This window comes from Psychrobacter sp. KH172YL61, from assembly GCF_007182895.1.
Lineage (GTDB): Bacteria > Pseudomonadota > Gammaproteobacteria > Pseudomonadales > Moraxellaceae > Psychrobacter > Psychrobacter pacificensis.
This window is the reverse complement of record NZ_AP019516.1, coordinates 1,205,662-1,224,329: the sequence shown is the minus strand read 5'-3', so window position 1 is coordinate 1,224,329 and position 18,668 is coordinate 1,205,662. Positions and strand designations below refer to the sequence as shown.

26 protein-coding genes, 1 tRNA gene and 5 pseudogenes are annotated in these 18,668 nt (G+C 44.0%); 11 read left to right on the top strand and 21 right to left on the bottom strand.

Annotated elements, in window-relative coordinates:
• The first annotated feature begins 48 nt into the window (after positions 1 to 48).
• Together PKHYL_RS18645 and PKHYL_RS06485 are read left to right on the top strand one after the other, a co-directional pair.
• Positions 49 to 117, top strand: a complete 69-nt coding sequence (locus PKHYL_RS18645; RefSeq protein WP_442966147.1) for a hypothetical protein — start codon at positions 49 to 51, stop codon at positions 115 to 117.
• A gap of 54 nt (positions 118 to 171) precedes the next feature.
• A complete protein-coding gene (locus PKHYL_RS06485) occupies positions 172 to 348 on the top strand; it encodes a hypothetical protein (RefSeq protein WP_240366266.1) in 177 nt (58 codons plus the stop codon).
• Between the two features lie 82 nt (positions 349 to 430).
• On the opposite strand, the gene PKHYL_RS06480 is transcribed toward PKHYL_RS06485, so the two are convergent.
• Both PKHYL_RS06480 and PKHYL_RS06475 read right to left on the bottom strand, forming a co-directional pair.
• On the bottom strand, positions 431 to 1,015 hold the full coding sequence (locus tag PKHYL_RS06480; RefSeq protein ID WP_240366265.1) for a TetR/AcrR family transcriptional regulator: 585 nt from the start codon (positions 1,013 to 1,015) through the stop codon (positions 431 to 433).
• A 255-nt stretch (positions 1,016 to 1,270) separates the two neighbouring features.
• A complete protein-coding gene (locus tag PKHYL_RS06475) occupies positions 1,271 to 1,510 on the bottom strand; it encodes a glutathione binding-like protein (RefSeq protein ID WP_240366264.1) in 240 nt (79 codons plus the stop codon).
• Positions 1,511 to 1,532: 22 nt separating this feature from the next.
• Here PKHYL_RS06475 and PKHYL_RS06470 point away from each other — a divergent pair.
• Positions 1,533 to 1,720: pseudogene (locus PKHYL_RS06470) on the top strand (integrase core domain-containing protein); the annotation flags it as partial.
• 204 nt (positions 1,721 to 1,924) lie between these two features.
• The gene (locus PKHYL_RS06465; RefSeq protein ID WP_240366263.1) at positions 1,925 to 2,875 is read left to right on the top strand and encodes an acyltransferase; all 951 of its coding nucleotides are present in this window, start codon (positions 1,925 to 1,927) and stop codon (positions 2,873 to 2,875) included.
• Positions 2,876 to 2,910: 35 nt separating this feature from the next.
• On the opposite strand, the gene PKHYL_RS06460 is transcribed toward PKHYL_RS06465, so the two are convergent.
• From PKHYL_RS06460 to PKHYL_RS06445, 4 genes are all read right to left on the bottom strand, one after another.
• On the bottom strand, positions 2,911 to 3,147 hold the full coding sequence (locus PKHYL_RS06460; RefSeq protein WP_240366262.1) for a hypothetical protein: 237 nt from the start codon (positions 3,145 to 3,147) through the stop codon (positions 2,911 to 2,913).
• Positions 3,148 to 3,634: 487 nt separating this feature from the next.
• A complete protein-coding gene (locus tag PKHYL_RS06455; protein ID WP_240366261.1) occupies positions 3,635 to 4,318 on the bottom strand; it encodes a cupin domain-containing protein in 684 nt (227 codons plus the stop codon).
• A 214-nt stretch (positions 4,319 to 4,532) separates the two neighbouring features.
• Positions 4,533 to 5,096, bottom strand: a complete 564-nt coding sequence (locus tag PKHYL_RS06450) for a universal stress protein (RefSeq protein WP_240366260.1) — start codon at positions 5,094 to 5,096, stop codon at positions 4,533 to 4,535.
• On the bottom strand, positions 5,056 to 5,397 hold the full coding sequence (locus PKHYL_RS06445) for a universal stress protein (RefSeq protein WP_240366259.1): 342 nt from the start codon (positions 5,395 to 5,397) through the stop codon (positions 5,056 to 5,058). Before PKHYL_RS06445 ends, PKHYL_RS06450 begins: the two co-directional genes overlap by 41 nt.
• Before the next feature lie 332 nt (positions 5,398 to 5,729).
• On the opposite strand from PKHYL_RS06445, the pseudogene PKHYL_RS06440 reads away from it, so the two are divergent.
• The 5 genes and pseudogenes from PKHYL_RS06440 (at position 5,730) to PKHYL_RS18635 (ending at position 8,304) form a co-directional block, all read left to right on the top strand.
• Positions 5,730 to 6,262, top strand: a pseudogene (locus tag PKHYL_RS06440) (DUF2058 domain-containing protein).
• 434 nt (positions 6,263 to 6,696) lie between these two features.
• Entirely contained in the window at positions 6,697 to 7,020 is a 324-nt protein-coding gene (locus tag PKHYL_RS06435) for a VTT domain-containing protein (RefSeq protein ID WP_228724571.1), read from the top strand.
• 26 nt (positions 7,021 to 7,046) lie between these two features.
• Positions 7,047 to 7,367, top strand: coding sequence for a hypothetical protein (locus PKHYL_RS06430; RefSeq protein WP_240366258.1), 321 nt, complete (start codon positions 7,047 to 7,049; stop codon positions 7,365 to 7,367).
• A gap of 357 nt (positions 7,368 to 7,724) precedes the next feature.
• Positions 7,725 to 7,922, top strand: a pseudogene (locus PKHYL_RS18640) (LysR family transcriptional regulator); the annotation flags it as partial.
• Positions 7,923 to 7,992: 70 nt separating this feature from the next.
• Positions 7,993 to 8,304: a hypothetical protein gene (locus PKHYL_RS18635; protein WP_240366575.1), complete on the top strand. Its 312-nt coding sequence runs from the start codon at positions 7,993 to 7,995 to the stop codon at positions 8,302 to 8,304.
• A 14-nt stretch (positions 8,305 to 8,318) separates the two neighbouring features.
• On the opposite strand, the pseudogene PKHYL_RS06415 reads toward PKHYL_RS18635, so the two are convergent.
• The 5 genes and pseudogenes from PKHYL_RS06415 to PKHYL_RS06395 all read right to left on the bottom strand — a co-directional run bounded on the left by PKHYL_RS06415 (position 8,319) and on the right by PKHYL_RS06395 (position 12,689).
• Positions 8,319 to 10,113 (bottom strand): annotated as a pseudogene (locus PKHYL_RS06415) (potassium/proton antiporter).
• A gap of 405 nt (positions 10,114 to 10,518) precedes the next feature.
• Complete coding sequence (locus PKHYL_RS06410; protein WP_240366257.1) at positions 10,519 to 10,830, bottom strand: GlpM family protein; 312 nt, start codon at positions 10,828 to 10,830, stop codon at positions 10,519 to 10,521.
• A 229-nt stretch (positions 10,831 to 11,059) separates the two neighbouring features.
• Positions 11,060 to 11,452: a thiamine pyrophosphate-dependent enzyme gene (locus tag PKHYL_RS06405; protein ID WP_240366256.1), complete on the bottom strand. Its 393-nt coding sequence runs from the start codon at positions 11,450 to 11,452 to the stop codon at positions 11,060 to 11,062.
• A 108-nt stretch (positions 11,453 to 11,560) separates the two neighbouring features.
• Complete coding sequence (locus tag PKHYL_RS06400; protein ID WP_240366255.1) at positions 11,561 to 11,770, bottom strand: hypothetical protein; 210 nt, start codon at positions 11,768 to 11,770, stop codon at positions 11,561 to 11,563.
• Positions 11,760 to 12,689, bottom strand: coding sequence for a thiamine pyrophosphate-binding protein (locus tag PKHYL_RS06395; RefSeq protein WP_240366254.1), 930 nt, complete (start codon positions 12,687 to 12,689; stop codon positions 11,760 to 11,762). The genes PKHYL_RS06400 and PKHYL_RS06395 overlap by 11 nt, the downstream gene beginning before the upstream one ends.
• Positions 12,690 to 12,946: 257 nt before the next feature.
• Here PKHYL_RS06395 and PKHYL_RS06390 point away from each other — a divergent pair.
• Positions 12,947 to 13,019: transfer RNA gene (locus PKHYL_RS06390), tRNA-Gly, on the top strand.
• 345 nt (positions 13,020 to 13,364) lie between these two features.
• Entirely contained in the window at positions 13,365 to 13,676 is a 312-nt protein-coding gene (locus PKHYL_RS06385; RefSeq protein ID WP_071001807.1) for a DUF1244 domain-containing protein, read from the top strand.
• 141 nt (positions 13,677 to 13,817) lie between these two features.
• Here PKHYL_RS06385 and PKHYL_RS06380 read toward each other — a convergent pair whose 3' ends face one another.
• The 10 genes and pseudogenes from PKHYL_RS06380 to PKHYL_RS06335 all read right to left on the bottom strand — a co-directional run bounded on the left by PKHYL_RS06380 (position 13,818) and on the right by PKHYL_RS06335 (position 18,598).
• Positions 13,818 to 14,192: an SRPBCC family protein gene (locus PKHYL_RS06380; RefSeq protein ID WP_240366253.1), complete on the bottom strand. Its 375-nt coding sequence runs from the start codon at positions 14,190 to 14,192 to the stop codon at positions 13,818 to 13,820.
• A 128-nt stretch (positions 14,193 to 14,320) separates the two neighbouring features.
• Positions 14,321 to 14,497: a hypothetical protein gene (locus PKHYL_RS06375; protein ID WP_240366252.1), complete on the bottom strand. Its 177-nt coding sequence runs from the start codon at positions 14,495 to 14,497 to the stop codon at positions 14,321 to 14,323.
• A gap of 10 nt (positions 14,498 to 14,507) precedes the next feature.
• A complete protein-coding gene (locus PKHYL_RS06370) occupies positions 14,508 to 14,873 on the bottom strand; it encodes a hypothetical protein (protein ID WP_240366251.1) in 366 nt (121 codons plus the stop codon).
• Entirely contained in the window at positions 14,861 to 15,025 is a 165-nt protein-coding gene (locus tag PKHYL_RS06365) for a hypothetical protein (protein ID WP_240366250.1), read from the bottom strand. The genes PKHYL_RS06370 and PKHYL_RS06365 overlap by 13 nt, the downstream gene beginning before the upstream one ends.
• Positions 15,026 to 15,252: 227 nt before the next feature.
• A pseudogene (locus tag PKHYL_RS18630) lies at positions 15,253 to 16,416 on the bottom strand (CaiB/BaiF CoA transferase family protein).
• Positions 16,409 to 16,816 carry a hypothetical protein gene (locus tag PKHYL_RS06355; RefSeq protein WP_240366249.1) on the bottom strand — a complete coding sequence of 136 codons (408 nt, stop codon included), beginning with the start codon at positions 16,814 to 16,816 and terminating at the stop codon, positions 16,409 to 16,411. The pseudogene PKHYL_RS18630 and the gene PKHYL_RS06355 overlap by 8 nt, the downstream one beginning before the upstream one ends.
• On the bottom strand, positions 16,770 to 17,588 hold the full coding sequence (locus PKHYL_RS06350) for a 3-hydroxyacyl-CoA dehydrogenase family protein (RefSeq protein WP_240366248.1): 819 nt from the start codon (positions 17,586 to 17,588) through the stop codon (positions 16,770 to 16,772). Before PKHYL_RS06350 ends, PKHYL_RS06355 begins: the two co-directional genes overlap by 47 nt.
• Before the next feature lie 8 nt (positions 17,589 to 17,596).
• Positions 17,597 to 17,770 carry a hypothetical protein gene (locus tag PKHYL_RS06345; RefSeq protein WP_240366247.1) on the bottom strand — a complete coding sequence of 58 codons (174 nt, stop codon included), beginning with the start codon at positions 17,768 to 17,770 and terminating at the stop codon, positions 17,597 to 17,599.
• Entirely contained in the window at positions 17,770 to 18,282 is a 513-nt protein-coding gene (locus PKHYL_RS06340; protein ID WP_240366246.1) for an enoyl-CoA hydratase-related protein, read from the bottom strand. Before PKHYL_RS06340 ends, PKHYL_RS06345 begins: the two co-directional genes overlap by 1 nt.
• Positions 18,269 to 18,598 (bottom strand): hypothetical protein, encoded by a 330-nt coding sequence (locus tag PKHYL_RS06335; protein ID WP_240366245.1) that lies wholly within the window; start codon positions 18,596 to 18,598, stop codon positions 18,269 to 18,271. The genes PKHYL_RS06340 and PKHYL_RS06335 overlap by 14 nt, the downstream gene beginning before the upstream one ends.
• Positions 18,599 to 18,668: the final 70 nt, after the last annotated feature.

Below are 18,668 nucleotides of genomic sequence, written 5' to 3'. Positions count from 1 at the left end.
AAAGTCTGGGGTGCATTAGAGGCAAGCACTGTCAAGGCACTACGGCCTATGCTTAGAGAGCGGCTTGATCTTAGCCGCGCAGAGGTGGTGATAAAGGTTTATTGGCGTCAGGATTAAATCCATAAGATATGGACAAAGCCTTTTATTACGCTGTTTAGTGATTCTGATCCAGTGACGGGTGGTGGCAATCGTATTTTGCAAAAACTCATCACCGGCACCAATGGTCAGCAGCATACGACTATTATCAACGGTGGACATTTTCTGCAAGAAGATCAAGGTGAAACGCTGGCTGAGCTGCTACTTAAATTCATTCGAGATAACCCTGCCGTCTCTACCAATACACCGTAACGACTCTTATCAAATGGTTAATAAAAACACCCTGACTGTTTAAGTAGACAGTCAGGGTGTTTTCGCTAAAAAGTATCAGTCTTTATACGATGTTTTTAAAAATATCATCGATGTACTTTTCTACCGCAGCGTCATCACTGGTAATCTGAGCATACGTCCTCAGACCTATGATCTGAATTTGAAGATAGCGTGCCAATTCAATCGGGTTTTTCTCTGCACTGACTTCACCGTGATCAATAGCCTGTGCAAACAACGTGGCAAATGATGCCTCAATTTCTTCCAAAATCTCTGTGGCATGTACCAATAGCTCGGGGCTATCATTCTGAGTCAATTCAGCGATCGTTTTTACAATCATGCACATACCACTTGGTGCTGTCGCTTTATTGACTACGATGACGGTATGGATAAAATGTTTTAATCCAGCAAGCACAGTGTTTTGTTGCTCAATACTGTCAGCCAAACGCTTGGCGCCATCTGCGGCATAACGGTTTAATGACTCTATAAAGAGCTTATCTTTACTACCAAAAGCGGCATAAATACTACCAGGATGCATATTGATGACGTCTTGCAGATTGCGCATCGAGGTTGCGTGATAGCCTTTTCCCAATAGAGATTTTTTTGCTTTTTCGATCACATCCTCGCGATTGAACTTTAATGGAGCACTCATAGTTTTTACCTTAATCGCTTTGCCTCAAAATCTATTTTAAGGCAAAGTTTGTAGAACCAATATTAGCTGCTGTTTTTAATCACTTTTTTATTATAAAGCTTTTTACGTCTCTTTGCTGTTATTAGGGCGTGCTGAACATTCAACCATGGCACTGACAGAGGCTATTTTTAGGCGATTCGCAGGTAAAAATAGTGAGTATAGTCATTCTATACGTGTATTTTTAGCAATGAAGCGGCAAAAAAGAGTCCTGTCATTTCAGGCTGATGCTTTATCGATCCAGCCCCATGCGGAGATATCAGCGATTGAATACTCGTCTCCAACCGAATACTCACAGCCTTCCAGATGGGTGTCGAGCACTTCGTAATGACGCTCAGCCTCACGAAGATAGCGGTTCATCGCATAAGGGATTTTTTCTGGCGCCTTGTGTCTAAAATGCACAGACTGACCATAATAAGGGCCCAGACCAGTTGCTAAAAACATCAACCATGAGAGCATCTCGCTACGATCTTCTGGCTGTCCTTATCAGAATGCTTATATTGAACGGTTTAATCGCAGTTACCGCAATGAGGTTTTAGACTGTTATCTTTTAATAATTTAAACGAGATTAGTAAGCTGACTGAAGACTGGATCAAGGTTTATAACACTGAAAGATCCCATGATTCACTTAATGATATGACACCTGCCGAGTACAGGCAGGTGGCTTAATTATTCTACGATGATGTTGTGTTAAGAATGGGGTATTTACAAGGTCATGCCTTGGTACGCTTTTTTATGGCAAAAATAATACTTTTCACTAAAGGTGCTGTGTATTATTTGTTGTTAACACTCGTACACTGAGATTTATTTCTGCTAAAATCATGAAGTAATATCATCAATACCTCATCACTGCTATGAGAAAAAGGACTTACTATGCGATTGAAATCAATCGTTCAAAAACTACATGAACGTGCCCCAAAATTGGGTAAAGCCGCATCACTCACCACAGCCACGGGTGTGATTACCTTTAATAGCATCTTGGCAGGACCTCCTGTATGGATAATGGGCGCCGCCAAAGCCTTCACGGGTGCTGCTATCGCTGACAAAGCCGTTATCGATGTCACCAATTACTGGATCAACAGTAACAATGCCGTCATCGACAATGTCCTGCCTCGTAAAGACTGGCGTATCAGCTTGCCTGATGATGTACACACAGACGGTCAATACCTACTGATCAGCAATCACCAATCGTGGGTCGATACCAGCATCATGCAATATATCAGTGAAAAGCGCCTACCATTGACGCGCTTTTTTACCAAGTTTGAGCTCATCTATATTCCAGTGATTGGGCAGGCTTTCTACTTTCTCGATTTCCCTATGATGCGTCGATATTCTAAAGAAGCCATTGCCAAAAACCCTGCTTTAAAAGGTAAAGACATCGAAGAGGCCAAACGAGCCTGTGCGCTATTAAAGGACAAGCCTTTTACTTTGCTAAATTATTTGGAAGGAACGCGCTTCACCCCTAGCAAACGTGACAAACAAAACTCACCCTATAAGCACTTGCTCAAGCCCCGTGCTGGCGGATTATCACTTGCTTTGAGCGCCCTAGGCTCAGAGATCGATGGCATCTTAGACATGACGATTGTCTATCCTGACGGCATACCCACTTATAGTGACTTATGGAAAGGCAACATCAAACGCTTAGGCGTCGATGTGCGTCATATCGAGATACCTGAAGACTTATTTACGGCAATCAAAAATGGTGGTTATGAAACAGATAACGCGGTAAAAGCGCAGATGTTTGACTGGGTTGAGCAGTTATGGCACAAAAAAGACCAGCTGATCACAGAGATGCTGGCTGAATTTGAGACCAAAAACGCCTAGTATAAAAGTGCTCGGTTGTAGATAAAAATTACCTCTCAGCAAAATCTGAAGTAGAAGAAATCAACGACCAGCTGAGCACCGCTATTAATGAGGTGATTGGCGCGTGTATATAAGGCTTGATAAAAGCTTTGAACATCAAAGCCTACCAACACATCGTGAAATTCTGGATAATCGTCTAGCTTGAGTAGCATTTTGTGAAATGCCATGGATAGCTCAAGTAAGGTTAGAAACGTGGTGATGCGATTTTTGATAAAGTCGATATACCCTGCCATATTATCGACCGCGAAACGACAGTAATTTTTTTTGGACTTATAAATAATCAGTTCGTTTGAACAGTAAGACAGCCAATGGTCATGGTGGCGCTTGTCTGCTATAAAATAATCAAAGGCACGCGTGACACAGTCGAGCCAACTGCATAAACTCTTTATCATTGAACACTATCAACTATATCTCAAAACAACTGAATAAATAGCATAAAAAACGCCTCCATTTCGGAAGCGTTTTCAATATTAAAATACGATTGGCGGATGTCAGATGATATAGTTGATTCAGTTTAAAAGAAATACAAAGCAACCGAGCGCAGATGTATATGTGATAATTCAAGTGAGGTTAACGCTGTCACTCCTTTATAGAGAATTGAGTATATTCAAGATACTGCCTACAGCGCATCTAACACATTGAATATGAAAGATTGATGTGTTGGATATTACGTTTATGAGTTACTCAAACAGTTGATACAGTACTTTCCACAAGTTTTATCTAGGCTTCATTTATTTCCAAGCCCACTACTTGGCTGAGATGTCCTGTTTTTAGATATATCGTCGCGCCCTCTCGTCCTGCTGTGATTTGCGCGTACTCACCTGCAGGCAGACGTAACCACCCCCAACGCTGATAGACTCGGTCATCATCTACCAGCTCGCCTGCAATGGCTAAAAGCTCTGCGCCATTAAGGATTGGCTCATTGAATAACAACTCTCCTGCCTCTATACGTTGCAAGCTCACCTGCTCGACATCATCTGAGAACAGAGGACATACATCGCGATTATGTTGTCGCTGCCAATTGGCGCTATCGTGAGTGTCGATGGCCACATGCTGCGTTTCATCAGGTGACATCTGCCGTAGTTTAACGAAAATCACTGCGCCTTCATCACTATAAGGCCTATGACCGGATGCTGGTGGATTGCGCACGTACCAACCTGCCGGATAATGGGTATCGTCTGCAGAAAAAGTCCCTGACAGTACGAGTATCTCCTCGCCGCCGGGATGCAAGTGGTGCGGAAAATAAGAGTTCGGTGCATAACGTACTAGGCTCGTCGCACGAGCCTTCTCTTCACCGATGCGGTCAAGCATCACTCGCTCCACGCCATTCTGTGGTGATTTGACCCACCCGTGGTCTTCAGGTGCTAGCGAAGCACGACGTGAAAAATCTGCATTGATACGCATAAGGGGTTCCAAAGATAGAATGAGTGGCGTCAGCAAGTGAGCCGTTATGAGATATAGATTGGTTATCTAAAATATCGATAACCAACCCTCTTTATGAATATTGCGCTGCTGAGAGCGATACACTGATCGCTCGTGTCTCGAACAAGGCACGGCCTTAATTTAGTGTCGCTTTATCGAAAAACAAGCGACTCATGACAATTTATTAATGCATCCATTAGCGTACCAAAATTACAGGGGATAAGGTACTTGCAATGATCTCTGTCGTTGTACTACCAAGAAACAACTGCTGCCATTTAGAGTGTCCATAAGCACCGACCACCATGATGTCAATATCGTTGTCGACTTGAAACGTTAATAACCCATCGACCGCATCAGAAGCAGACAGATGATGCGCCTCAACGATATAACCTGCATCTTCCAATTTTGCAGCAGCCGCGCTCATGCTTTGCTTGGCGGCTTCATTATAATTGCCGACCATCACGATGTGGCCTTTCAAACCTTTTAACAAAGGGCTTTTTGCGACCATCCATGCCGCTTTTATAGAGGTCTTGCTACCATCAAAAGCAATCATATATGAGCTAGGCTCTTTAAAGGTTTCTGAGCAAATCAGGATAGGGATATCCGATGCGCGAGCTACCGTTTCGATTTGGCTGCCGATATTGATGCGGCTATTTTTGTGGTCTTCGCCGCGGCGTCCCATGACGATCGCGCGATTTTCTTCTTTGAAATACTCGATGCTAGGGAAGCAATTTACCATGACGTTGATAAATGCGCACATTGACATCCGCAAAGCTGTCTTTGATATGGCTTTTTGCATCTTGTACTAAGGCGTTGCTATAGCTATTGACGACTTTTGCCCTTTGCTCATCTAGCTGGGACAACTCATCTAATAAGAACTGGCGACTGTTGATCCCTATCGCTCCTGACAGATCTCGTCTCACTGAGGCAGGAATATCACTGACATGCAGCAATCCAACGGGCAAATTCAGTCTGCTGGCATACCATGCGGCATAGTCACAAACCGATTCAGTCACTGCTGAGCCGTCAATACAGGCTAGAATGTGCTGTGATGTTGTCATAATCTGTCCTTAGATATGTTATTTAATCCCATACAGCTTGTTATATATGACCAAGCTATGCCCATTGTTTGAGAGATGTTTATAAAAACTGCTCTCTTAATTTGATGATACCCAATTTGGTCGGTTTCATCCAGCGATGTACACGCTTTTGTAAAATCACAAACGTGCTAGCACTATTATTTTATATAGTTTACAAGAGTATTGTTTTAACACCCCGATGAACTCTGGTCATTGTCTAACCACAAGCGTTAGTAAAGTTTGCTACAATACCTCTTTTAGTATTTATGATGCAGTATTTAAGACTTACGTATCGTTATTTAGGTGATTGAATTATGGCAAAGAACGCCCTACAGGCTCAACTATTAAAGGCTGGATTGGTCGATAGTAAAAAAGCCAAAAAAATCAGCAAGCAAACGCAGCATGCTAAGCGTATTGGCGACTCAGAGAGTTTAGAGACCAAAAAAGCATTGGCAGAGGCTCAAGCGCAAAAGCTTGAGAAAGACCAAAAGCTCAATCAGCAAAAACAGCAAGCTTTAGAAGAAAAGGCGCTGAGGGCTAACATCATTCAAATGATTAAGCAGCATCAGATAGCCGATACGGATGGTGACGTTAGCTATCAATTCGTCGATGCGTCTAAAGTGAAAAAATATCCATCACGCAAAAGCTATACGATCAAATCGTCGCCGGTCACGTGGTGATTGCACGCTTAGAGGATAGCTACGCGCTCCTGCCGCGCCCACTCGCCGATCGTATCGATACAAAAATGGAAGGGTTTATGGTCGTGTCCAACGATACCGCTGAAGACACGCCAGAAGAAGATGATCCTTACGCCGCTTATGTGATCCCAGACGATTTGATGTGGTAATCTCGCCTTTTCATGCAGCGATTAGATAAGCATTCAAACAGCAGCCCTTCATGGAGCATCCGTTCTATGAAGGGCTGCTTTTATTTGTGAGATGCTGATATAAATACCAGACAACGCAGCCCAAGCCCTATACTATAAAGGCAAGCGCTCTGACTGTTATCACAGTCGCGTCATCCATATTCGTATTGCTATGTTAGCGCATACCGCCGTTAGCGCACACCGTCAGCATTTGGATCATAAAGCGATAACGGTCGCCTTCACCAGACTATGAGGCCAGACCAATCATGATGAAAAGAATATTTTTAATACTATTTCTACTGATCGTAGTGGCCAGTTTTTTTATTTTGATCTCAATCAATTATTGACGCTTGAGGGCTTAAAAGGATTGATGGCGCAGTTTGATGCGTATAAAACGCAGTCGCCATTATTGATTATTGATTATTGGTGGATTATTTTTACTTTATGTGGTCGTCACTGCTCTTTCCTTACCTAGCGCCACTATTTTGACGCTGGCCGCAGGCACGCTGTTTGGCTTAGCTCAAGGCTTACTCATTGCCTCTTTTGCTTCCAGTATCGGGGCAACGCTGGCTTTTTTGACCTCACGTTACCTGCTGCGCGACACTATCAAATCGTTGGGCCCTATCAATTCACTCATGTGGCGTCGCATCAAGGCTGGTACGCAGCGGTTAACGGCTTATTTGGAAATTTTAAAAATTCAAGGTCGATTACCGCGTGATTTCATGGACGATTTTCATTGATCCAGAAGTCGCTCGCGTGGGTTTGAATGAGCAAGAAGCAATCGGCAAAGGGCATTGATTTTGAAGTGACACGTTATGACTTTAAAGAGTTAGATCGCGCCATTACAGACAGCGTAGCTAAGGATTTTATTAAAGTCATCACCGCGAAAGGCAAAGATAAAACCCTAGGGGTGACGAGAGTGGCTGAGCATGCTGGCGATTTAATGAGCGATTTTGTACTGGCGATGAAACATGGTTTGGGGCTCAATAAAATATTGGGTACAATTCATACCTACCCGACATGGGCGGAGGGCAACAAATACGTCGCTGGTGAATGGAAACGCAATCACGCCCCGACACGGTACTGAACTGGTTAGAAAAATACCACACATGGCGGCGCGGTTAGTTAGGCATTTACCGATAAGCAACCTGACTTGCAGAACAGGTTTGGACGCTAGCTATCAATAACGATATTAACAGCTAGGTACGAAGTTCTAAAACAGCCAATAAAACTAAGAGCGACTCAATCAGTCAGCAATTAGAAGACCGCTTGGGCATGACACTTTGCCATCGCGGTCGAGCAGGATTTAAGCTGACAGAGGATGGTGCGGCTGTCTATGAGGCTTGTTTGGGCTTTACCGAATCGGTCGCAAGCTTTCAGCACCAGCTGCACTATATTAAGCAACTAGACTCAGTACACGGTGGACATATTAGGCCTTGCTTAATTGATCAGATGCCCAAGTTTTTTTTATGATGCGCTTAGACAGCGCCTCGCCAGCAGCTACCGAGAAAACCCACTGATACACTTTTCTATCAATGTGCAAAGCCCTGAGAGCATGCTAGAAAAGCTCTTAAGTAACGAGAGTGACATTGGTGTGGGGTATTTTGGTAGCTTTCCGCCGTTACTGACGTTTCAGCCAGCATTTGTCGAAAAACAAGTGGTCTGCTGCGGACGTGAGCATAAGCTATTTTATAACTCAGAAGGATTGACTTTTGAGGGATTTAGAGCAGAATTATCCGTGGATAAAAAGGGGCTACGTGGTCGAGCATCATATCAATCATATCCGCCCAAAAACCCTAAGCGCCACCACTTATCACATGGAAGCAACTGCGCAGCTTATCCTTGCAGGCCATCATGTGGGGTACTTACCGCGTGATCTGGCGAGACGATATGAGGGCATGGGAGTGATGAAAATACTCCTGCCCAATGAAGCAAGCTACGACGTCGAGCCCCACTGGGCATATCGGGAAAATCAGCAAAAACAAACCGCTGACTTTCTACATAAAATGATGAACTTGCTATAAAAAGAATACGAATATCACTGCACTGCTACGGACGGTCGTTGATGCTTGAGACCAATGCTTCTAAGCTTACCTTTTTCGCCTACTTCTTTGATGACCAGTGACCACTCATCGTTCACCACAACTGTATCGCCTGAAACGGGTGCGGTACCTAAATGTGAGGTCACATACTCAGCGACTGTCTGCTCCCACATATCTTTGGTACTGTCTGCTTCGGTCGTTTTCAGCGTTTTTACCAAAGGTTTGGCGACCATGGCTTCTGAAAAAAATGGCAAATCTCCGAGTTTTACACTGGGTGATAGCAACCAATCACCATAAAAGTCATCAATAGCCTTACGATCTAACGTTGTGTCATTAAAAATCTTGGCAATTTTGCTCGCATGATTGCCGCGCATGGCGTACCAAACACTATCACCAAATTTTATTTTGGTCTGTTCATCGACGACGACGATTTGTTGACCGCGCACCAGCGCAAATACGCTGATTTCATCAGGGCTAATGCCTTTAGAGATACCCATAGGATGGCGGCCAATAGCAAATGCGCCTGATTGCGCCTCAAACTCGTATAAGGTAATACTCGCCTTATCCGATACCCAAACCTCGTGCTCTTCTTTGGGATCTTTATTGGTTGGAATACGTACCTTAAATAAATTCGCCATAGTAGGAATGGTCGTACCTTGCAGTATCAACGACAACACCACGACCCCAAAGGCAATATCAAAGAGCATAAAGGCATTATCAATCCCTGCCATCACAGGCAAAATCGCAAGGGTAATGGGCACCGCTCCGCGCAAACCAACCCAAGAGATAAATCCAATCTCTTGATCTTTAAATTTAAATGGTTTCACACTAGTATAGACCGCGATAGGACGGGCAACGAAGATCATGAACGCCGCTATCGCCACCGAATAATGCCAGACGTTGAGGACGTTTGATGGCGTGACCAATAATCCCAACACCACAAACAATACCGCTTGCGACAACCATGCAAAGCTGTCCATCACGCGCATGACATGCTCGGTTGAGCGCACTTTGTGATTACCGATGAGCACCCCTGTCAGATACACCGCCAAAAACCCACTGCCGCCGATCAAGTTGGTCGCAGCAAATACCGCCAAGCCCGCTGAGAGTATCAAAATGGCATACATGCCCTCTGCCAGATGTATCTTGGGCAATAACCGAGAGAGCAAATAACCAAAGAGCAAGCCCATGCCCAACCCAAAGCTCAGCTGTTGAAACAGTAAAACCAAAAAGCCAAATGCTGTCTGACCAGCAGGGTCAACGTTTAGAGCAATCAAACCCGTTACTAATAAAATAGCCAAGGGGTCGTTGGCACCAGACTCTAACTCAAGCGTGGCTTGGACGCGGTCGTTGAGCTTGACCCCGCCATTACGCAGTAGAGAGAATACAGCGGCCGCATCGGTTGAGCCAACAATCGCTGCCATCAATAGACCAAAGCGCCAATCAACATCGAGTAGCCAAGTAACAAATACTCCGAGCACCAAAACCGTGACCAGTACGCCCCAAGTAGCCAAGGTAATCGCAGGTTTTAGACCGACCCGAAACGACTTAAAAGACGTACGTAGACCACCATCTAATAGAATACAAGCCAGCGCCGCTTGACCCACAAAATTGGCCAGCCCATATTGAGAAAACTCAATACCCAAGATACCCTGCTCGCCTGCCAACATACCGACGATCAAAAACAGCAATAGCAAGGGCACACCCAAACGCGCCGATAACGTGCTCGCCATGATACTGGCGAAAATAAGTACTGCCCCCTACGAGGTATAGGATATTCAAGGTATCCATTTTCTAAAGCCCTGTTTTTTATCGTTATTGCATCAATATTGAATGAAGCATAATAGTACTTGATTGCGAAAATATTTCCGTTATCGCACTGTTATTAGATATCACGCCAGAGAGTTTGTCATCAGCAACGATTGTCAGAGCTATTAACATTGTCAGAGCCATTAACACAAGAAATTTACACTGATTCTATATCGGCATTAAGAGTAACATCTGCGACTAAATTTATAGACAGTATTTCGAAAAAGTTATCGAATATACCAGCGCGTACCTATGAACTTATGACCTTTGTTTAACTATTTTTTATCCTAACTTTTGACAGTATTTAGGCCTACACAATTAAATTTAAATAGTTACGCTTGACTATATAGTTACGCTTGACTATTTAGCCCTGAATATACTGCCATGTCAGCACCAAAGAGTGGCAGCTACTGTCCAAGCGACAACGCCTAACAATAATGCCTTATATAAGCTCATATAACTGATGCTAAAAAATACCACCAAGGTATAAATCAAATGCGGTATCACACCCAGCATACTAAATATCAGGGCAACCCTTAAATCAGTAGGACTGCGATCAGTACCAACAATGAAGTGACTGATGAGCGTAAACGTGGGGAAAAGAGGTGCAAGCGCCGCCAGATAAAAAAATCGCGTTTGTGCAAATAATTGAATTGCCAATACCATCAAAGCGCCAATGAGCATTTTTAGCCAGATCATGATGAATCACTCTCCTATTGAGTATGACGGGCTGAACATAGCCCAATCAGCCATCATACTAGAGTCTACAAATTGACATAAGAGGCATCGCTGATTAATTGACCCGTGTGATAAAAAAAACGCAAAAAACCCCATTTAGCTACGCTGCTAAATGGGGCTAGTACTTTTATTAAGAAAGCTTTTACGGATTATTTAATCCTTTTTGGCTTTAGTGCCGCGCTGATGTCTGCTAGCAATGGGGTATATCATGCTTATCTGCGATGACCTCAATCATTACTAGCTTATCGGTAGTCTCGGCAGCTTTGTTTAAAGCCGCTTTTAGCTCACCTGCTGTTTCTGCTTTGAGTAGTAAGCTATTCGCTTCGGTTGCGCCAAACGCTTTTGGCATGATCTGCCAATCGCATTTTGGGATATCGTTGTAGTATTGGTTTTCACCATGAATCGCACGCTCTACGGTATAGCCGTCGTTATTGATTAGGACGATGACTGGATTGATACGCTCTTGAATCATGACCGCCATTTCTTGAACCGTCAAGAGCGCCGAGCCATCACCAATCAGTACAACGCTGCGTTTATTCGGTGACGCGATAGCAGCACCTAAGCTGGCTGGTAATGTAGCCAATCGAGCCCCACATTGGCTGCCCATAGGAGGTCACCCCTTCTGGCAAGCGTACATCACTGATGCCAAAATAGGCAGTTCCTTGCTCAGAGAACACCAAATTATTACGATCTAAGCAATCAGCAATGATATGCCATAGGTCATCTTGGAGAATCGCCTCATCATCTCTACCCTTCTGCTCATGCGGCTTGACTGGCTCACAAAAGGCTTTGGTACGATGTTTATACCAGATGTCATGACTTCGTGCAGGGCCTGTAATGCATCTTGCAAGGCAATCGGTGCAAAGTTCTTACCACTAATAGAAGCACGCTCATAATGCAAGTCTACTACTATACTCCTCGTCAATATCTTGGCTAAATCCCGCGGTGGTCGTGTCGGTATATTGCACCCCTACTTTGATCAGACATTCGCAGTTTTCTACCGCGTCTTTGACAATGGGACGCGAGGCAACGCCTGCATAAGTCCCAGCCCAGCGCTCGCTGTTTTCATCAAGCAGCGTTTTGCCCCACGATAGCGTGGTATAAGGAATGTCTGTATCAGCAATCAGTGCTTTGAGCTGTGACTGCAACCCCAAACGATGCACCATCAAATCTGCCATGAGCGTCGTGGTTTTGTTTGGTAAAAACTCGGTGAGCGCTTGCTTGAAATCTGCCAATGCCGCTTGACTGGTGATGTCTTCTTGGCTATCAATCAGCTTAGTTGTTGGCGGATAAATAGGCTGACGCGCAACATCAGGTGATAGCAGTAGATAACCTGGGCGATGCTTTTTGAGAATCAATCGAATCACTCGATCAATTTCTGAGGCGGCATTTTCAGGAGTAAGCTGCGCTCGTGCTACCGTCACGGGCTCAACCATCTTAATAAAATGATTAAATACGCCATCGCCAAGCGAATGATGAATACGGCGTTTTGCGTCTTGCAAAGCTGTGCTTGGTGCACCTACGATGTGCAATACTGGCGCGTACTCAGCAAAAGAGCCTGCGGTCGCGTTAATCGCTGATAGCTCGCCTACGCCAAAAGTCGTCACCATGGCGGCAAACCCACGCTCGCGTGCATAACCGTCGGCCGCATAGCCAGCATTTAGCTCATTGGTGTTACCCACCCAGCGCAGCTTATCAGAAGCAAGGACATTGTCCAAAAAGGTTAAGTTAAAATCGCCTGGTACGCCGAATATCTCAGAGGCACCTGCTTCTGCGACACGATCAAACAAATAATCAGCGATAGTATACTGTTGACTCATTTTTCATCCTTATAACTTATCTTCGTAAGTATTGATCATTGTGAATGTAATTAAATCATAATATGTATACCAGCTTATTTATGTATGCAAAGCTTTTGGAATACATATTATAATGAACCGTTATAACACACATTTGTAGATAGAAGACATGCCTATTTTAATAACTTTAACTTTTTTCGTCATAGGTGTTGACACATAAAAAAACTGCGTATAATACGCCTTCATCATCTGATGATAGTTAATCAAAAGATGAATCAGCGGGATTAGCTCAGTGGTAGAGCATAACCTTGCCAAGGTTGGGGTCGAGTTCGAATCTCTTATCCCGCTCCAAATACTTCACTACTCTTTATATGAGCAGTGAGGCTTTTTTTTGTCCAATTTTCGGGGCTTGTAGAGAGATTCTCGAAATATATTTTTTAATATAGTTAAGTTTATCTACTCAATTAAAAAGCTCATTTTTGGTGCGGTGCCCATTTGGTGCCCAAACCGTGCCCTGCCCTAAAACTGCGAATACTGAATTGCCCCCAACCTAGCTATTTTTAGAGCAGATAAAAATGAAGCGTGGTTTAATATTATGATTAAAAGCTTTTAAATTAGCGAACCTCTACTATAATGAGTTTTCTGGTTAGTATTAACTAAGTTTTAGATGGCTCAATGACAATTAGGAAAAATATTATGGCAAAATTAGAATCAAACATCGAATTAGAAGCGGCGACATTTCGTCGCTTATTGGCTCATTTAGACGAGCGTAAAGATGTACAGAATATTGAGCTGATGAACCTTGCCGATTTTTGTCGTAACTGTTTATCCAAATGGTACAAAGCTGCTGGTGAAGAGCGTGGTATTGAAATCGACTACGAGGATGCGCGCGAGCTTGTTTATGGCATGCCCTACGCTGAGTGGAAAGCGAAGTACCAGCAAAAAGCAACACCAGAACAGTTAGCACGTTTTAACGAAATTGAAGCTACCAAGAACAAAACGAATTAAAACCAACAGTAGTGGCTCAAATAAAAGAGCCACCATGATATAATTATATCGAAGAAGACAATATTGCCGCTAGATTAGCGGCTTTCTATAGATTTGAGTATACTACTAAATCCTATGGTTCCTTGTTTCTGCATTTGACGATCAAGTAGGCGACCGATTAATGGCAACGGTACAATCAATCGACCCTCGGATATCCAAGTCACGTGTGGTGCCATCGCCCAAGTCTTTTAAATCAATGACGCCTTTATCATGTCGCATTTTGACAGGTTTAGCTTTTTCGATTTGGTATTGCATATGAGTAGGACGCTCAAACGCTGTAATCCGCTCCCAAAACTTAACAGGTCCCGCTTGAATGCTACGTAAAGCGCCAACACCATTGCGCTCCTCATTACCTTCAGCGACTAACTTAGCAACTCCCACCGCTTTAAATGAGCCATAACTGGCATGGTCGCTCAGTGCTTCAAATACCTCATCAATCGGTTTTTTGACAATGCGTTCTACTTTTATTTTGAACATAATATGATCTCGTTAGGATTAAAGTTATTTCGCTTAGTGCCATTTTAGAAACAAATAAAGCCGTCACACTTCAAAAACTTATGATCGTGAAGAAGCTCGTCCCTTTTGAAAGACGCTTACCATCAATACTACTCGACATCATCCAATAGCTTATTTAGCTCATCAACCATTACGTCATCTATGATGCTGGCTTCAATATAACTTACGATCTTATCTACAGTCGTTAGATCCATGGCCGCAATGCCCAAGCTGGCTAGCTGCTCATTGATTGATTCCAAGCTATCATTATCTTTGGAGTCGTCCAACAACTCTTCTTCAAACCTGCCTCTGGCAAACCAATACATTTTTTCTAGCACGGTTTCTTTTTTTAGTCAAAGTAGAATAGCCATCGCCATAAATGAACAGATTAAAATGATAAGGTATTTCTACATCATTGATGAAGAAGGTACGCTGGCACTCTAGTGTATAGGCCTGAATCTCTTCGCTGTCAGTACTGTCGTCACTTTGAGTATCCTCATCATATTCAATCGCTTCCTCTACCAATCCGCCTAGCAACTGATAGCCGCCCACTTTGATTTTGTGATTATAAATGATAGAGGAGTCTGCAATTGCCTCAAAAATAACGGCGCTGACATCTAAAGTATGATTATCAATATCATAAAATGCTTTTAGGGCAGGCAAAACCCTGTCAGCTCCTCTTCAGGTACTTGAATGAGAAACTGCTGCTCGTATATCTTGATCATGTCTTCAGGCGCGTAGGTATTCGCCGTGTCGGTTTCATTTCTGCCAGTGGGCTGTAGTGGTAGGAAATTATATGGATTATCTTTGGTCATTCGAGACTGCCTTTTTGCTTGAGTTAAATTTGTGAAATGTCTGTGTGGCTCAATCTTTAAGAGCCTTAGTACATGATACTTTCTTAATATCACGGCGCTCTAGATTTTATGCGCATATTGTCTCTTATCCAGGCAATTTTAGATAGACAGATATACAAGTTCAATCACTCTGATTTAGACAGACAGGCTAAATAACACAAACTAAAAAGGCATCTCCATACCAGTGACTAGCTAATTTGCTGCCATCCTGAGGTTGCCTGATATTCATCTTGATGCGCAAACAAAGGGTGAGCCTTGGCTTCCTGTAAATTCAGCACGGGGGTCACACAGACATCCGTTGCCGCAAATACGCCTTGCCAATGCTCAAGCGTTTGACTGGCGAATTTTTCCGCCATTGTTTTAGTCGCTATTTGACTCTCAGGCCTATTGGGCATGATGCCAAGCTGCCAATGTACGTCTTTAAGCGCTGGCAACTCCAATACCCTCACATAGACCTTGCCAAAATTTCAACTCTAACGAACCAACCGCCATATGTCGCTGGTCAGCGGTTTGGTACAGTCGATAACATGGTAATGCACCGCCTAAAAAGTCATGCTGTGGCATGGGAGCTGTACTTGAAGTATTATTTGAAGCACTATTTGAATTGTCACCTGAAAAACGACTGATTAGCTTACCCGTCACCTTTGGCATGACCATATGATTGTACAAACTGTGCGTCATGCTAATCGCAATATGTCGTCCTTTTCCGGTACGCTGCGCGGCAAATACAGCAGCCAACAGTGCTATCACTGCTGTATCACTACCACCTGCCAAGTCCGCAAACTGGACATTGGGCATAGCCTGCTCACCCTGAGCTGTTTTTAACTGATCAAGCACACCACTCATAGCCATAAAATTAATATCATGACCGGCCTTATCAGACCAATTATGATTTATTTGAGAGCTATTTTTGGCTCAGCACTTTCTAAGTAGACACCTTCTTTTGCGTAACTGCCTGCGATACCATAGCCAGTAATAGATACCATTACCAGCTTTGGGTTGATGACATGCAGGGTTTTAGTATCTAATCCCATTTCTGCTAAGACACCTGGGCGAAAGCTGTCTAGCATCAGGTCAGCTTCTTTGAGATGTGCCTTAATAGCTTCAATCGCTTCGGGATCATGAAAATCATGCTTTTCAGTCGTCTTACCGTGGTTCAAAGCTGCGAATAACTCACCAAATACGCGAGCAGGATCACCTTGTTTGGGTTCGATTTTAAGAACGTCCGCACCCAAGTCCGCAAGCAGGCGCGTGGCAAATGGCCCAGGTAGGTTACGAGTCAGATCGATCACTCGTAACCCTTGTAGACAATCTGCCATTTGATCATGATTTGATAAATGCGTATCAGTCATCGGAGAACGCCTCGCCTTTGGCTGCCATGTCTAACAATATCTGGGCAGGCTCAAACCGTTCACCGTATGTTGCCGCAAGCTCGCAACTACGTTTGATGAATTCATTGACGCCCATCGCATTGATAAACTGTAGCGTGCCCCCGTGATGCGGTGCAAACCCCCAGCCAAAGATAGACCCTATATTGGTGTCGGCAACTGAGCGCACGACGTTTTCCTCATAGCATTTGGCAGATTCATTGGCTTGAATAAACATCAAACGATCAACCAAATCTTGCTGCGACGGTTGCTCTGACTTTGGCGGATATAAGTTTATCAACTCAGGCCATAGATGCTTATCACCGTCTTCTGGATAATCATAAAACCCTTTGCCATTTTTTCTTGCCCTCGCGCCCATGCTCATTGACCAGCGTCTTTAGTATCTTGTAAGAAGGGCGCACAGCAACGGACTTGCCTTCGGCTGCCATATCTACCTGCTGTTGTTCGCTGACATGCAACGCTAGGCTTAACGACACTTCATCTTGTAATGCTAAGGGCGGCATCGGCATACCTGTTTTTAGTCCGGCAACTTCGATGCTACGCGGATGCACACCCTCTCCTAGCATTGCGATACCCTCTGATACATAGGTGCCAAATACCCGCGAGGTATAAAAGCCGTGACTGTCATTGACGACGATAGGCGTTTTGCCTATTTGCACAACATAATCAAAGGCTTTGGCCAACGTTTCATCATCAGTTTGCGCGCCTACGATAATCTCAACGAGCGGCATCTTATCTACTGGCGAGAAAAAATGCAGACCGATAAACTGGTTTGGTCGTGTACTGGCTTTTGCTAGCCCAGTAATCGGTAGTGTTGAGGTATTAGACGCATAAATAGCCGTGTTTGAAATCACTGCTTCACTCTGCTGGGTACATTTGGCTTTGATTTCTCGGTTTTCGAACACCGCTTCGATGATGAGATCACAATCAGCTAAATCATCGTAAGAGACGGTTGGCGTGATACGTTTTAGGAGAGCTTGTTTTTTCTCTTCGGTAGCGCGCTGTCGGCTGATGGCTTTATCCAAAATATTAGCAGAGTACGCTTTGCCTTTTTCTGCATTGGCAATTTCCGTGTCCAATAACGCGACATCTATACCTGCTTTGGCAGTGACATAAGCGATGCCAGCGCCCATCATGCCAGCCCCTAAGATACCGACCTTTTTGGTTTGGGTCTGCTCAAACCCTTGAGGTCGAGACTGACCTTTTTGATGCTATTCAGCTGCGTCCATAAGGTGTTAATCATGTTTTTAGATTCAGTCGACAGCACACAAGCAGCAAAATAACGCGACTCAATCTCAAGCCCTGTATCGATATCCACTAGGCATCCTTCAAACACACAAGACATGATATGAGTAATCGCTGGATAGTTGCCGTGAGATTTTTGATTGGCCATGGCTGGGGCGATAGAGAATATCGGTACAACGCTAGGATGCTTACTATCGCCGCCAGGAATTTTAAAACCCTTCTCATCCCATGGCTGCTGCGCGCTTGGATTGTTTTGAATCCAGTTTTTGCTTGCTTCAGCATATCTGCTCGATCAGTGGCTATTGCATCAATAAGTCCAATATCTTTTGCCGCTGCTGGTCGCAATTCTTTGCCTTGCGTCATCAGCTCCAGTGCTACTTGAATACCGACCAACCTTGGTAAGCGCTGAGTACCGCCGCCGCCAGGTAACAAGCCCAGTTTCACCTCAGGCAAACCAAGCTTGGTCTTAGGCGTGTCAATGGCAATACGATAATGACAGGCAAGTGCCAACTCTAAACCACCGCCTAATGCGGTTCCTGTCATAGCAGCGACGACGGGTTTACCTGAGGTCTCAAGCGTACGCAAACTCCCCTTTTAATTCCTCGGTCAATGTAAATGCTTGCTCCGCTGTCTCTATCTGGTTCAATTGATCAATATCTGCGCCAACCACAAAGGTGTCTTTGGCCGATGTGAGAATTAAGCCTGTGGCGGCGTCATCATTGATAAAACTATCAACTATCGTGGCGAATGCCTCCGTAAAGCCATCACCAATGACATTCATTTTGCGTTTGCTTTGGTCAATCGTAACGGTGACGACACCCTCGTCATCATGCTGGACGGAGAAGTTATCTAATGCGTTAATGGCTATTACGCTATCTACTGTTTGGTTATTTGTCATCATTTTTATCCCTTAAATGATTCTTTGTATATTGCGTTTTAGTCTAATTGGTTTTCAGTCTATTTTAGAGAAA

Bases quoted from the DNA above. Each gene is read 5' to 3' on its own strand.
- PKHYL_RS06460 (WP_240366262.1), bottom strand. From the start codon at position 3,147: ATGGCAGGGTATATCGACTTTATCAAAAATCGCATCACCACGTTTCTA.
- PKHYL_RS06380 (WP_240366253.1), bottom strand. From the start codon at position 14,192: ATGTTCAAAATAAAAGTAGAACGCATTGTCAAAAAACCGATTGATGAG.
- PKHYL_RS06445 (WP_240366259.1), bottom strand. From the start codon at position 5,397: ATGACAACATCACAGCACATTCTAGCCTGTATTGACGGCTCAGCAGTG.
- PKHYL_RS06350 (WP_240366248.1), bottom strand. From the start codon at position 17,588: ATGATGGGCGCTGGCATCGCTTATGTCACTGCCAAAGCAGGTATAGAT.
- PKHYL_RS06465 (WP_240366263.1), top strand. From the start codon at position 1,925: ATGCGATTGAAATCAATCGTTCAAAAACTACATGAACGTGCCCCAAAA.
- PKHYL_RS06355 (WP_240366249.1), bottom strand. From the start codon at position 16,816: ATGAGCATGGGCGCGAGGGCAAGAAAAAATGGCAAAGGGTTTTATGAT.
- PKHYL_RS06335 (WP_240366245.1), bottom strand. From the start codon at position 18,598: ATGATGACAAATAACCAAACAGTAGATAGCGTAATAGCCATTAACGCA.
- PKHYL_RS06410 (WP_240366257.1), bottom strand. From the start codon at position 10,830: ATGATCTGGCTAAAAATGCTCATTGGCGCTTTGATGGTATTGGCAATT.
- PKHYL_RS06475 (WP_240366264.1), bottom strand. From the start codon at position 1,510: ATGCTCTCATGGTTGATGTTTTTAGCAACTGGTCTGGGCCCTTATTAT.
- PKHYL_RS06395 (WP_240366254.1), bottom strand. From the start codon at position 12,689: ATGAGTCAACAGTATACTATCGCTGATTATTTGTTTGATCGTGTCGCA.
- PKHYL_RS06455 (WP_240366261.1), bottom strand. From the start codon at position 4,318: ATGCGTATCAATGCAGATTTTTCACGTCGTGCTTCGCTAGCACCTGAA.
- PKHYL_RS06430 (WP_240366258.1), top strand. From the start codon at position 7,047: ATGAGCAAGAAGCAATCGGCAAAGGGCATTGATTTTGAAGTGACACGT.
- PKHYL_RS06385 (WP_071001807.1), top strand. From the start codon at position 13,365: ATGGCAAAATTAGAATCAAACATCGAATTAGAAGCGGCGACATTTCGT.
- PKHYL_RS06365 (WP_240366250.1), bottom strand. From the start codon at position 15,025: ATGACCAAAGATAATCCATATAATTTCCTACCACTACAGCCCACTGGC.
- PKHYL_RS06480 (WP_240366265.1), bottom strand. From the start codon at position 1,015: ATGAGTGCTCCATTAAAGTTCAATCGCGAGGATGTGATCGAAAAAGCA.
- PKHYL_RS06450 (WP_240366260.1), bottom strand. From the start codon at position 5,096: ATGTGCGCATTTATCAACGTCATGGTAAATTGCTTCCCTAGCATCGAG.